Consider the following 12,780-nt stretch of genomic DNA (forward strand, 5'->3'; position numbering starts at 1 on the left):
CCTGTTCTTCCGTCCCGCCGACCGCGCCGTGCGGAACAACGCCCCCGCGGCGCCCCTCGACGGGATGACGACGCGCCAGGCGATCGGCACCTATCGCTTCTGGGTGCTGCTGGGGTCGATCCTGGCGATGTATCTCGGCATCGCCGGCATCATCCCTAACCTCATCCCGGCACTGACCGACAAGGGCATCGCAGCCCAATCCGCAGCACTCGCCACAAGCGCATTCGGCGTGTCGGTGATCGTTGGGCGGCTGCTCGTCGGCTGGCTGGTCGATCGCTTCTGGGCGCCTGGCGTCGCCGCCATCATTCTGACTCCGGCCGCGATCGGCTGCCTGATCCTGATGGGCCAGCCGACGCTGGAACTGGCAGTCCTCGCCGCGGTCCTGATCGGCATGGCGGCCGGTGCCGAACTCGACCTGCTCGCCTTCCTCACCGCCCGCTATTTCGGCCTGCGCGGTTATGCCAAGACCTACGGCATCCTCTACGCCGGCGTCGCACTTGCCGGCGGCACCGGCCCAATGGCATTCGCTTACGTCCACCAGATGGCCGGCAGCTTCGACACCAGCTTCGCGATCGCGGCAGGACTGTTTCTAATCGGCGGCCCGGCGGCTTTGTCGTTAGGCCGCTATCCAGCAATGCCTGCTCTCGTGATCAACCATTAAACTGCTCGAAACAAAGGCTTGAACACTTTAAGCGTCCGGTACCGCAACCTGTTACCCTCCCATTTCCGCCCGCTCGTTCATGTATCTTACTGGGTAGAGGATTTAATCTTTTCACACACAATTTACCCAGATGAGGCATTCTCGTCTATGCGAACGAATAGTGTGGAGATTGGCGGTGGGTCACTCTTCGATGGACCCTGCTTTTCAAGAACTTCGGCCTTGGAATGAGGGGCGACTGGTCGGTGCCAAACGAGCGCTAAAACAGCAGCAGGTCTGGGCCATTCGATTCTGGCTCGATCAACACAGGCGCTTGCGCGACCGCGCGCTTTTCGACTTTGCCATTGATAGCAAACTGCGTGGCTGTGACGTGGTCGGTGTGCGAATTGGGGATGTTGTTTCCGGCGGGCGTGTTCGTGATCGCGCCGTCGTGATACAACAGAAGACCAAACGACCGGTCCAGTTCGAGCTGATGGAAACGGCCCGAAAGACAATGCGCGCATGGCTTGAGCGACGGGGCGGCAGCATAAACGACTTCGTGTTCCCGAGCCGCAACGACTACATGGCCCATATGAGCACTCGGCAATACGCCCGTTTAGTGCGCGAGTGGGTAGTCGGAATCGGTCTCCCCGCTCAGGATTACGGAACACATTCGCTTCGGCGCACGAAAGCGTCCATTATCTACAAAGCGACCGGTAACCTTCGCGCCGTTCAGATCCTTCTCGGCCATGCTAAGATCGACAGCACCGTCCGATACCTTGGCGTGGATGTTGAGGACGCTCTGGAGTTGGCTGAGCGAACCGAGGTCTGAGCAGACCCAATTGCAGACGCTCAGATCAAATTATGCGCTTCGCTAACCTGTCATTCGTTCAGGCAGACGGTTTCTGGGGGCCGGCTCATTTTGTTGCGAACCAATCAACATGCGTTGTCGAGACGGCCGTTGATCCGGGGCCGTTCTAAGTTCGCAATCGTTGAGTGGTGCGAACAGGACGGGATTTCACATGCATCAGATAAATCGCGGCGGCGGCAAGCAGCTGCTCCTCATCCATGGCCTCGGCAGCAGCTGGCGTGCGTGGCAACCGATTCTGGATGGCCTTGCTACGGAACGATCGGTCATCGCCATCGATCTTCCAGGTCACGGCGCGACGAAGGCGGAACCGGACAGCGGCACCTTTGCCGGGCTGGTCGGCAGCGTTGAACGCTACCTCGTCGAAAACGACCTCGTCGGTGTCGATGTCGTCGGCAGCTCAATGGGTGCTCGGATTGTGCTCGAGCTGGCGCGGCGAGGGAAAGTCGGTAACGTCGTTGCGCTCGATCCGGGTGGGTTCTGGCGCGGTTGGGAGCGACCGTTCTTCCGCACGACAATAGGCCTGTCGGCAAAGTTGCTGCGCATGCTGCGATCGCAACTTCCGACGATCAGTCGCAGCGCCCCGGCACGCATGGCCCTTCTGGCCCAGTTATCCGCGAAGCCTGCAGCGCTGTCGCCGGAACTGGTGGCGACCGAACTAACCGGCATTGCCGACACACTGACGTTCGATGCTCTGGTACGTGATCTTGCCGACGGTCCGCAGCAGCAAGGGCCTGCGGCTGACCCGGAGCAACGCATTGTCATTGGCTGGGGCCGGCAGGACAGGCTGTGCCTGCCCCGTCAGGCGAGCCGCGCGATGGCGGCATTCCCCTCCGCCACATTGCACTGGTTCGACCACAGCGGCCATTTTCCGATGTGGGACATGCCGAATGAGGCGACGGCGGTCATCCTTCAAGCAACCCGATGAGATATTGAACGCGGTAACGAGGTGGCGCGAGAACGCGAAGCAGCCGAAGGGGAGCATAAATAATCTAAAGTCGGCTTCCGGCTGCTCAAAGGCGGACGTCTGTCACGCTTGCACGATAGGAACGGAACCCCGGCTACCCATATGATGTCGGAAGGAGAAGCCGATGGCCGGTGGTTGGACGCGCGATGGCGCAATCCAGGACCAGATCGACGACACAGTGGCCGACGCTGTGCTGGCAGCGCGAGCTAGTATCCCAAGCGGGGAAAGCGAGCCATTCTGTGCGATTTTGGCGACGATATTCCAGAGGGTCGCCGCCAGGCGATACCCGGAGTGCGTACTTGCGTGACGTGCCAGAGCGGCCGGGATCGGCCACTGGCCGCAGCGTTCAATCGACGAGGCAGCAAGGATAGTCAGCTACGCTGATCGCTTGAGTTTCGATGCTGTCATCGGTCCAACAGACCCATTTCCGGTCGTTCAGCGGCATTGTTCCTCCTCCCGGAAGCGGACGTTTGTTCATCTCGCAGGTATGAAACGAGGGCAGATGGTGAACATGCACCGGATGACCGGTCATTCCTCACGCAGACAATCTGTCGCGGGCTTTTGACACGGCGAACCTAGCGGAAAACAGCCACTCGCGTGGCGGTGTCACAACCGGACGGTTGTGACACCAACCCTCGGTCCAGCCTATTGGACATTGGTTGTCTACCGAACCCCCGCCCAGATCGGAGAAACCCAGCGGTCCGATATCGCAGTGCTTTTTAAGCTGAAGCAGCGGTTGAAGCGTTCGGACTCGAACGAATGGAGTATTTCAATGCATCAGATCACGCGCGGCAGTGGCAAGCCGCTGCTGCTTATCCATGGATTGGGTAGCAGTTGGCGGGGTTGGCGGCCCATCCTGGACGATCTGGCAGCGACAAAACCTTTTGCCCTTTGGATTTCGTGCTGGTTGCCTCCGGCGCACGGCGCAAGGGTGGATCATCGTCCAAAACACCTCGTCTTCCCAGCGGCTGAGGGCAGCATTGACGCGAACGCACACCAATCGGAGGTTGGCATAACCGCGACCGGTTACCGCTTCGACGGCGTCAACAACAGCGTCACGGTTGCGCTTAGTGCCACCGGCGTCGAGCGCGAGCTAAGCGACTTCCTCGGGCGGGCGTGGGGGGCACAGCTCGCGCACCGGCCTCGACGCTGTCGGCGCTGCGAACTGGCTTGGCCGGTTTTCGACAATGCCGTCGTTGGCCTGCTGAGTAGCAGGCCAATGGCGACCGGCAACACCTCCGGATCGTTCAGTACGGTTGCCTTGACGCCGCCCCTCCGGCCTCGATCATGGAGTGCCCGCCGCAGGCGCCGCCGGTCCGAAGCCACGTCCCGCCCGTGGAGCACCGCTCACGGTGAACTGGCCGCTGTTCTTGGTGTCGGAACTCGACCCCACCCAAAGGTCGAAGGTGCCCGGATCGATGACCCAGCCGCGCTCGGCGGCGCTCCAATATTGCACGCTCCCTTCGTCCAGGTCGAACGACACCTGGCGCTGTTCGCCCGGTTGCAGCGTGATCCGCTGGAAACCCTTCAGCTCGCGGACCGGGCGCGAGGCGCGCCCGGCGCGCTGGTGGATGTACAGCTGCACCACCTCGTCCCCCGCGCGCGTACCGGTGTTGGTCACCTGCGTCGACACGGTGATCTTGCCACCGGGCGCCAACTGCCCGCCCGCTACCACCGGGGGGGTCATGGCGAAGCTGGTGTAGCTGAGGCCGTAGCCAAACTCGAACTGCGGCGTGGAGGGAATGTCCCAGTAGCGCTTGCCCTGCTCCTTGGGACCGTGGGTGGTGTTATGCGCGTAATAGATCGGCACCTGCCCTACGCTGCGCGGCCAGGTAACGGGCAGCTTGCCGCCGGGGTTCACGTCGCCGAACAGCGCGCGGGCAATCGCGGTGCCGCCGCGCGTGCCGCCGTACCAGGCGTGCAGGATCGCGGGCGAGCGGGCGAGCACCTGGTCAAGCTCCAGCGGACGTCCGCTCATCGTTACCACGACCACCTTCTTGCCCATCGCCGTGATGGCGTCGAACAGCTTCAACTGATTGCCCGGCAGCTTCAGGTCGGCACGCGACGCACCCTCCCCGCTCATGTCCTCGGCTTCACCGAGCGTCAGAATGACAAGGTCGGACCTGCGCGCCAGTTCGATGGCGCGGTCGTATTCGGTGCGGGCGCGCGCAGCGTCCCAGCGCGGTTCCGGCTTCGCGACGCCGGGAATGGTGATGTTCTCGAACATCGACGGCACGGCGCGCTTAAGCTGGACGCCGGGTGCGGTCTCTACCATGGCGGTCGTACCGAGTCGGTCGCGCACGCCCTCGAAAACCGTCACCGTCTCCGGCAGGTCGTACTGAAACGACCACGGTCCCAGCATGTCGCGCTTGGAATTGGCGAGCGCGCCGATCACCGCCACGTGCTTGGCGGCGCCCGGCGTCAGCGGTAGCGCGCCTCCTTCGTTCTTCAGCAGCACCAGCGCGCGCTCGGCCGCGGCCTGCGCGACGTCGCGATGCGCGGGATCGGCCAGCACCGCCTTGACCGCACCCTCGTCGATGAACGGCCGCTCGAACAGCCCCATGCGGAACTTGGCGGTCAGGATGCGGAGCACCGCCTGATCGAGCGTCGCGGCGGCCAGCTTGCCCGCGCGGACCGACTCGGCGAGCGTCTTGGCCGAGGCCGCGGCGCCGAGCGACATCTCCATGTCGTTGCCGGCACTGATGCTGCGCACCGCGGCGTCGGCCTCGTCCCGCGCGAAGTTCTGGATCACCTGGTTCTTGGTGCCGTTCGCGTCGGACACGACCCAGCCGGTAAAGCCCATCTGCCCGCGCAACACGTCGGTCAGCAACCACTTGTTGCCCACCGCGGGCACATCGTTGAGATCCGTATAGGCGCTCATGACATTGCCCGCGCCCGCCTGCACCGCCGCCGCGAACGGCGGCAGGATGACGTTGTACAGCTGCGTGTCGGAGATGTAGACGCTGTCATAGTCGCGCCCGCCCTCGGCCGTGGCATAGCCCGCGAAATGCTTCGGCCCGGCGATGATATGGCCTGGCGAGCCGATCGCCGGCCCTTGGAAGCCCCTTACCTGCGCCCGCGCCATCGCCGCGCCGAGGAACGGATCCTCGCCCGGTCCCTCGACGATGCGCCCCCAGCGCGGATCGCGCGCGATGTCGAGCATCGGTGAGAAGGCCCAGTGGATTCCCACCGCTCGCGCCTCGGCCGCCGCCACCGCCTGCGCGCGCTCGACCGACGCCGGGTCGAAGCTGGCCGCATTGCCGATCGGCACCGGAAAGATGGTTCGGAACCCATGGATCACGTCATAGCCGAAGATCAGCGGGATCTTCAGCCGCGTCTGCTCCACGGCAACCTTCTGCAGCCGGTTGATGACCGCGGGGTCGGTGACGAACAGCAGCGAGCCGACCTTGCTGTCGCGCACCACCGGCGCGAACTGGTCGAACTCTCCGAACATGAACTGCTGCGAGACCTGCCCGGCCTTCTCCTCCAGCGTCATCGCACGCAGCAGCGCCTGCGCACGCTGCTCCGGCGACAGCGAGGCGTCCTGCCACGGTCGCGACGTGCTCACCGCCTCGCGCGCAACGCCCGGCCCGGTGGCGAGCGACACCGCCGCCACCCCGGCGAGGGCGAGGGCCACGAACTTCAATCTACGCATGCTATCGCTCCTGATTAGCGGATCGGGTCGGCGCAGGCGCTGCGTCGATCGCCGCGCCCAGCGGGTCTTTTCCCGGCACCGCCCGGCCCTGCGCGGTGAACTCCATCAGCTCATCGACGCGACGGTCGTAGCGCGGCCAGCGCGGCAAGCCCGCGCCGTTGGGATCTCCGATCTTCGCGAAGTTGACGACATAGGCGCTTATCGTGCGCGCCATCGCGCGATCGCGCGGCGTGATCGCGCTGCCGTACTTGACGTCCGCGGTATCGAAAAACCACGGAATGTCCGTCGCATGATCCGCCCCGGTCTTGCCCAGTCCCTCAGCGACATAGGCGAAGCGATAGTGATAGGCGGGCGCGCCGGCCTGGCTGATCGAGCCCGCGACCTGGCGCGCGCCGCCGACCATGTAGCCGGTCGGGCCACCGATGTCGTTGTCGGTGGCGCCGATCATGATCGGCACCTTGGGGAAGCGTCCCTCACGATAGGCCGCTGCGGCATCGATCGCGACGGTACCGTCAGCGAACGGACTGGCGAAGGTACGCGGCCCCGGCTTCGGCGCGAACAAGGCGGTGAGGTTCAGCCCGTCGGCGACCGCATCCGCCGGGAGCGCGCGCAGCTTTTCCAGCGCCGCCGGGTCGTCACGCGCGATGCCCTTGCTCGCGGCGAAGTCCAGCCCGATCTTCTCGACGCCGGCAATCCCGCCGGTCCCCATGTTCTGTCCGTTGCCGCCCGACATTACGATCGCGCGCGTGAACAGCGCGCGGGCGAGTGGGGACGTCACCATGGTGTTGACCGACATGCCGCCCGCGCTTTCGCCGACCAGCGTGACGTTGTGCGGATCACCGCCGAACGCCGCGATGTTTCGCTGCACCCATTGCAACGCGGCGAGCTGGTCCATGTAGCCGTAATTGCCCAGCCGCCCGTGGTCGGGATCCTGCGCGGTCAGCTGCGGATGCGCGAAGGTGCCGAACCGCCCCAGCCGATAGTTGAAGCTGACGAACATCACGCCCCGCCGCGCCAGACTGCCGCCCGAATAGGTGGGGGGTGACGCACCGCCGTTGACGAATCCGCCGCCGTAGATCCAGACGATCACCGGCAACGCGCGACGCGCGCTCGCGGATTTCCAGACGTTGAGGACCAGGCAATCCTCCGCCGGGGTCGTGCCCAGCGGGGCGGCGTCGCTGGGGAACGGCACCTGCATGCAATCGTGGCCATAATCGGTCGCCGGGCGCACCCCGCTCCAGCGATCGGCCGGCTGCGGCGCGCGCCAGCGCAGCGCCCCTACAGGCGGAGCTGCGAAGGGGATGCCCTTCCAGCTGGCCACGCCGTCGACGGTGGTGCCGGACACCTTCCCGCTTTCGGTCATCACCACCTGCGCCGACACCGCAGCGGGCAGCAGAGCGGCGGTCGCCGCCATCAACATGGCCAACTTCATCGTCATTCCCCTCCTGCATTTCCCGCGTCCGCGCGCGCCGGCAGACGCAGAAAACGCACCGCATCGTTATAAAGGATGTCGCGCCTTTCCGCGGGCGAAAGATCGTCCGCGTCTTGGACCGTGCCGATCGGACCCGAAGGGCGGAAGCGCGAGGCATCGGGGCACATCGCCCCACGCCCGTGCCGTTCCTCCATCGCGTGGCCGTGAAGGTCGATGACCGGCGGTGGCGCGGCCCGGGCGTGCCGTGCGGCGGCGGGTACGGCCGCCAGCGCGGCGAACCCCTCGCCCGTCATGCGCCGCGCCCCGCTACGCATGTTTAAAACCGAAACCCGGTACGAACGCCATAGGTGCGCGGATCCTGGATCTGCACGCCGGCAAAGGCGCCCGAGCTCGCGGTGGAGACGACGATGCTGTTTTCCACATTGCGCACGAAGCCCTGCAGATACCAGCGCTGGTCCGGCGCGTTGTAGGTTAGCGTCAGGTCGGTGCGGGTGAAGCTGGGCTGGCGAAACTGGTTGAGCGTGCCCAGCGCGGCCAGATAGTAGCTGTCGCTCAGCCGCGTTCGCGCCGCCACCTGGACATTGCCGTCGTTGCCCAGCGGGAAGGTCTGCGTCACCCCCGCCGTTACGGTCCATTCCGGCGAACGGTCCAGCTTGCGCCCGGCGAAGCTGACCGTCGGCGTCGGGAAGAACTGCGTATAGCGCGCATTCAGCCAAGAAGCGGACGCATCGAAGCGCGTGTTTGGCCCCGGATTGACCACCGTCTCCAGCTCGACGCCATCCACCTTCGCCTGGCCGGCATTGGTGGTCACCTGACACGGGCCGCCGCAGATCGTCGATAGCTGGCTCAGCTGGATACCCGAGAAGTCATAATGGAATGCCGACATGTTGATGCGCAGGGCATTGCCGGCCAGCCGCGTCTTGATCCCCGCCTCGTACGAAGTAATCGTCTCGGGCTCGTAATAGAGCGCGCTCGCCGACAGCGTGCACCCGGCACCGGTTCCGGCCTCGCAGCCGTCATTGAACCCGCCTGCCTTGTAGCCGGTCGAAACGACGGCATAGAGCAGGCTGCGGTCGTTGACGTCGAAATCGACGCCCGCACGCCACGTCACCTTGGAGAAGGTGCGACGCGCATCGTTGCGGCTGCGGCTGTCGCCCGGACCGTTGCACGCTGTCGTCGCGCAGATCACGGTTGCGCCGGTGCGCGCCTTCTCGTCATGCGAATAGCGCGCGCCGCCGGTGATACGCAGGCGATCGGACAGCTTCAGCGTGGCCTGGCCGAACCCGGCAATCGATTCCGACAGCACGTAATTCTGCGGGAAGCCGAACGTATAGCCCACCGTGCCCGGTGTTGGCGAAAGCAGTCCGAAGATGTAATAGTATTGGAATCCTGTTTCGTGGAAGTAATAGCCGCCGACCTGGACCGACAACGGGCCGATGTCGGTCGACAGGCGCAACTCCTGGCTGTTCTGCTCGTACCCGGCATCGGCGCGCGACGGGAAGACGACCGCGCCCGAGGCGGGAATCGTCGTCAGATCCTCGTGCCGAGCGAACTTGCGGTACGAGCCAAGATAGTTGAGCCGCGCGCCGCCAAAATCGTAACTGAAGTCGGCCAGCACGCCCCAGATGTCGTTGTCGCGCCCGATCGGCGTCGTTACCGGCGCCTGGACCGTCAACCGCGCGTCCTTGTCAGCTATCGGCGCATAGATCGGCGCGACGTTGGGCGTATTGAACTGCTGGAAGAAGTTGGTGGTCAGCAGGCCGTTGACCGTCTGACCGCCGACATGCGAATAATCGCCGACGATCAGCAGTTTCGCCGGACCCGAATCCCAGGCCGCGGACAGGCGCCCCGACACGTTGTCGCGGAACGGGCTCAGATCGCTGCGTACGTTCGGCCCGACATTCAGAAAGCTGTCGCGACGGTCGTAGTTGAAAGCAGCACGAACCGCGATCGTGTCGCTCACGGGCACGTTGATCATGCCGGTCAGCAGGCGGGTGTCGTAATTGCCGTAAGCGGCGTCGATCGACGCCTCGAACCGGTTCACCGGATGGTTGGTGATGACGTTGATGAGGCCCGCGGTCGTGTTGCGCCCGAAAAGCGTGCCCTGCGGGCCGCGGAGCACCTCGACACGCGAGATGTCGTAGAAGCTGACCTCCTGCGTCTGCGGGCGCGCGATATACACGCCGTCGATCAGGAAGGCGGCGGAGGGATCGCCCTTCTCCGTGCCGTCGGTGCTGGTCACGCCGCGGATGGTGATCTGAAGGCCGTTCCCACGATCGATCGACAGATTGGGCACCTGTTCGCCCAGCGTCGTCGGATTGGTCACGCCCGCGGACAGCAGCGCGTCGCCGGTGATGGCGGTGATCGCCACTGGCGTCTTCGACAGCAGCGTCTCGCTACGCGTCGCGGTGACGATGATCTCCCCGTCCGCAGCCTGCGTCGCACTGTTCGATTCGGCGACATTGGTCGGCGTGACCGGCTCGGCCGATTGCTGGACGCTCTGTTCGGGAAGGGTGGCTGCCGGGCCGATGCCCTGCGCGGCGACGGAAGGAGCGGCCAATGCCGCCAGGGAAACCCCGCACGCGAAAACCAGTGCCTTCATGATCCTCATCCCCCCGTTCGAACTCTCGGGGGACTAGCCGCCCCCGTGCAGCCTTCGATGCACCCGCCGGCCTCATGAGAGAAATACAAGTTTGAAATGGATCGATCGAATAACGTTATCGATGGCGGCGGTATGCGATCAACTGGGGCAAAGCGGGTGCGCGCCGCCACGTCGCGGGAATGAACAGGTGACAGCACGCTTGCTAGCCGTCGCGCCACTAGCGCGGCCAGTCCGCGAGAGGCCGCCTCTTCGAAAGGTTGAGGTACACCCGCCAACCGGGCGGCGACGATCAGTCGCCTATCACCATGTCGAGCAATTGCGCCCCCAGCGACTTGCCATGCGCGTCGAGCGCCAGCGACCGCGTCACTCCCCCGCTCAACGCCCCGGTGAGCACGAAATTGAGCGCACCGAGCGCGGGCAGCTGGTAACGCGTGGCGGACCTGATCTTCAGGCCTGGCAGATGCGCCAGAACGCGCTCCACGGTGACGTCACGCTCCAGCAGCGCGAAGTCCGCCGGGTCGAAGGCGATCACCGACACCTGCGAGATGTCGCCCTTGTCCCCGGTGCGCAGATGCGCGACCTCCCCCAGCAACATTCAGGCCTCCACCAGATGGATGCTCGGCGTCACCGCCGTGGCGGGCAGCAGCGTGGAGGCGATCGCCAGCACCGGGCGGACATGGCGTGTCACCCCGCCGCCCCCGAACGGACCATTGGTATAGAGCGCCTCCACCTCCGCCCCGACCGTGGCCGCGGCGGCATGATGGTCGGCGCGGCCCGCGATCCGCACGCGCACCTCTCGTGCCGAGCCGCTGTCGCCCGCGGCCGAGCGGTCCACCGCATCGACGCCGATCAGGTCGCATCGGACCTCTTGCAGCCGGACACCAAGGAGTTTGAGGCGTTCGCGCACGATCGCGATCGCCAGGCGTCCGCGCTCCACCGCGCCGGGTCCGGCATAGGAAATCTGCCCCTCGCCGATGAAGCCATCATCATAGCCGATCGAAACCTTCAACGTACCGGTGCGCGGCGATCCGCCACCGCCGGTCACCGCGATGCGATCCTTGCCCAGTTCCTCGAAGCGCACGCCGCGCAGGTCGGCCACCACATCCGCCTGCTGATAGGCGCCAGGATCGAGAATCTCGTAGAGCAGCTGCTCCTTGCACGTCGCGAGCGACAGCTCGCCGCCGGACCCGGCAACCTTGCCGAGCACCGCATCCCCGTTGGGCGCGACATCCGCGAAGGGGAAGCCGAGTCGGGCCAGCCCCGGCACGCGCTTGCGCGACATGTCTGCGAAGTACCCCCCGGTAAGCTGCCCGGCGCACTCCAGCAGATGTCCGACGACGGTGCCGCGCCCCATCAGCACCGCATCGTCGAGCGACCATCCGAACTCGTGCACCATCGGCCCGACGAACAGCGCCGGATCGCCGACCCGGCCCGTAAGGACGATGTCGGCGCCCTGGTCCAGCGCCTGCGCGATCGGCGCCGCGCCCAGATAGGCGTTGGCCGACACCTTGCCCCGGATGTCGGCGGTCGTACCGGGGCGGTCGATCAGCGGAAGCGGCGTTTCCTCGATCGCGGTCAGCACGTCGTCGCCGGTCACGGCCGCGATGCGCAGCGGTGCCAGTCCCATCTCGCGTGCCAGCCGCGCGACGGCGTGTGCCGCGCCGATCGGGTTGGCGGCGCCCGCATTGGTGATGATCCTGACGCCGCACGAGCGAGCCGCCGGCAGCACGCGGCGCATTCGCTCCAGCAGCAGCGGGTCGAAGCCTTGTTCGGGATCGCGTTGGCGGGCCTGCTGCGCTGCGGCGATGGTACGCTCCGCGAGGCATTCGAAGACCAGATAGTCGAGCGCCCCCTGCTCTACCAGCTCGACCGCAGGCTCGATCCGATCGCCCGCGAAGCCCGCGCCAGCGCCGAGGCGGATGGTGCGATCGCGCATCATATCGGCAACACCCCCATCAGCGCCGCTGCCGCGACCATCGTCAGGCTGGCCGCGAACAGCCAGGGAATGGCGAAGCGCTGATGCGCGCCCAGCTCGACGCCGCTGAGCCCCGCCACCAGGAAGGTCGCGGGCGTCAACGGGCTGACCGGGAAGCCGGTCGTCATCTGTCCCAGCAGCGCGGCCTGCGCGACCGCGATCGGCGCGTCGCCGAACCGCTGCGCCACCCCGGCGAGCACCGGCAGGACGCCGAAATAGAAGGAATCCGGATCGAACAGCAGGCTGAGCGGCATCGCCAGCATGCCGACGATCAGCGGCAGCTGCCCACCGAGCGCCGCCGGCACATGATCGGCGGCGGTCTGCGCCATCGCCTGGATCATCCCGGACCCGTTCATGATCCCGGTGAATGCCCCCGCGGCGAACAGCACGCCCGCCATCAGCAGGGCTGCGGGGGCATGCGCGTCGATCCGTTCACGCTGCTGCCGGACGTCGGGATAGTTGACCACCAGCGCGATCGCGGTTCCGATCATGAAAACGACCACCGGCTCGACCAGCCCGGCCACCATCGTCGCTACGACCGCCAGGGTCAGCACGACATTGAACCACATCAGCCGTGGCCGGCGCAGATCGGTCGATTCCTCGGCCATCACCGGTGCACGCGGCGAATGACCTGCCCCCGGCGC

The 12,780-nt window shown here is 65.8% G+C and carries 9 protein-coding genes and 2 pseudogenes; 4 read left to right on the top strand and 7 right to left on the bottom strand.

Annotated features, from left to right (window positions below; genetic code table 11):
- The 4 genes and pseudogenes from AX685_RS20360 to AX685_RS20375 form a co-directional block, all read left to right on the top strand.
- Positions 1–661 (top strand): MFS transporter (locus AX685_RS20360; RefSeq protein WP_156445964.1); only part of this gene is annotated, 661 nt, incomplete at its 5' end.
- Positions 662–851: 190 nt separating this feature from the next.
- A complete protein-coding gene (locus tag AX685_RS20365; protein ID WP_066492120.1) occupies positions 852–1,469 on the top strand; it encodes a tyrosine-type recombinase/integrase in 618 nt (205 codons plus the stop codon).
- 190 nt (positions 1,470–1,659) lie between these two features.
- Positions 1,660–2,433: an alpha/beta fold hydrolase gene (locus AX685_RS20370; protein ID WP_066492125.1), complete on the top strand. Its 774-nt coding sequence runs from the start codon at positions 1,660–1,662 to the stop codon at positions 2,431–2,433.
- Between the two features lie 163 nt (positions 2,434–2,596).
- Positions 2,597–2,856, top strand: a pseudogene (locus tag AX685_RS20375) (DksA/TraR family C4-type zinc finger protein).
- 901 nt (positions 2,857–3,757) lie between these two features.
- Here the strand turns inward: AX685_RS20375 and AX685_RS20380 are convergent.
- The 7 genes and pseudogenes from AX685_RS20380 to AX685_RS20410 form a co-directional block, all read right to left on the bottom strand.
- Positions 3,758–6,127 (bottom strand): glycoside hydrolase family 3 N-terminal domain-containing protein, encoded by a 2,370-nt coding sequence (locus AX685_RS20380; RefSeq protein WP_082741117.1) that lies wholly within the window; start codon positions 6,125–6,127, stop codon positions 3,758–3,760.
- 1 nt (position 6,128) lies between these two features.
- Positions 6,129–7,559, bottom strand: coding sequence for a carboxylesterase/lipase family protein (locus AX685_RS20385; RefSeq protein WP_082741118.1), 1,431 nt, complete (start codon positions 7,557–7,559; stop codon positions 6,129–6,131).
- A 2-nt stretch (positions 7,560–7,561) separates the two neighbouring features.
- The gene (locus tag AX685_RS20390; protein WP_070321684.1) at positions 7,562–7,852 is read right to left on the bottom strand and encodes a hypothetical protein; all 291 of its coding nucleotides are present in this window, start codon (positions 7,850–7,852) and stop codon (positions 7,562–7,564) included.
- A 23-nt stretch (positions 7,853–7,875) separates the two neighbouring features.
- Positions 7,876–10,161, bottom strand: coding sequence for a TonB-dependent receptor (locus AX685_RS20395; RefSeq protein ID WP_066492134.1), 2,286 nt, complete (start codon positions 10,159–10,161; stop codon positions 7,876–7,878).
- A gap of 289 nt (positions 10,162–10,450) precedes the next feature.
- Positions 10,451–10,756, bottom strand: coding sequence for an AtuA-related protein (locus AX685_RS20400; RefSeq protein ID WP_066492137.1), 306 nt, complete (start codon positions 10,754–10,756; stop codon positions 10,451–10,453).
- Complete coding sequence (locus AX685_RS20405) at positions 10,757–12,097, bottom strand: acyclic terpene utilization AtuA family protein (protein WP_066492144.1); 1,341 nt, start codon at positions 12,095–12,097, stop codon at positions 10,757–10,759.
- Positions 12,097–12,780, bottom strand: a pseudogene (locus AX685_RS20410) (SLC13 family permease); the annotation flags it as partial. The gene AX685_RS20405 and the pseudogene AX685_RS20410, both read right to left, overlap by 1 nt.

Source organism: Sphingomonas sp. CCH9-F2 (assembly GCF_001556735.1).
GTDB classification, from domain to species: domain Bacteria; phylum Pseudomonadota; class Alphaproteobacteria; order Sphingomonadales; family Sphingomonadaceae; genus Sphingomonas; species Sphingomonas ginsenosidimutans.

Coding starts and splice junctions, on each gene's coding strand:
- AX685_RS20370 (WP_066492125.1), top strand. CDS start 1,660: ATGCATCAGATAAATCGCGGCGGCGGCAAGCAGCTGCTCCTCATCCAT.
- AX685_RS20365 (WP_066492120.1), top strand. CDS start 852: ATGGACCCTGCTTTTCAAGAACTTCGGCCTTGGAATGAGGGGCGACTG.
- AX685_RS20390 (WP_070321684.1), bottom strand. CDS start 7,852: ATGACGGGCGAGGGGTTCGCCGCGCTGGCGGCCGTACCCGCCGCCGCA.
- AX685_RS20385 (WP_082741118.1), bottom strand. CDS start 7,559: ATGAAGTTGGCCATGTTGATGGCGGCGACCGCCGCTCTGCTGCCCGCT.
- AX685_RS20395 (WP_066492134.1), bottom strand. CDS start 10,161: ATGAAGGCACTGGTTTTCGCGTGCGGGGTTTCCCTGGCGGCATTGGCC.
- AX685_RS20380 (WP_082741117.1), bottom strand. CDS start 6,127: ATGCGTAGATTGAAGTTCGTGGCCCTCGCCCTCGCCGGGGTGGCGGCG.
- AX685_RS20400 (WP_066492137.1), bottom strand. CDS start 10,756: ATGTTGCTGGGGGAGGTCGCGCATCTGCGCACCGGGGACAAGGGCGAC.
- AX685_RS20405 (WP_066492144.1), bottom strand. CDS start 12,097: ATGCGCGATCGCACCATCCGCCTCGGCGCTGGCGCGGGCTTCGCGGGC.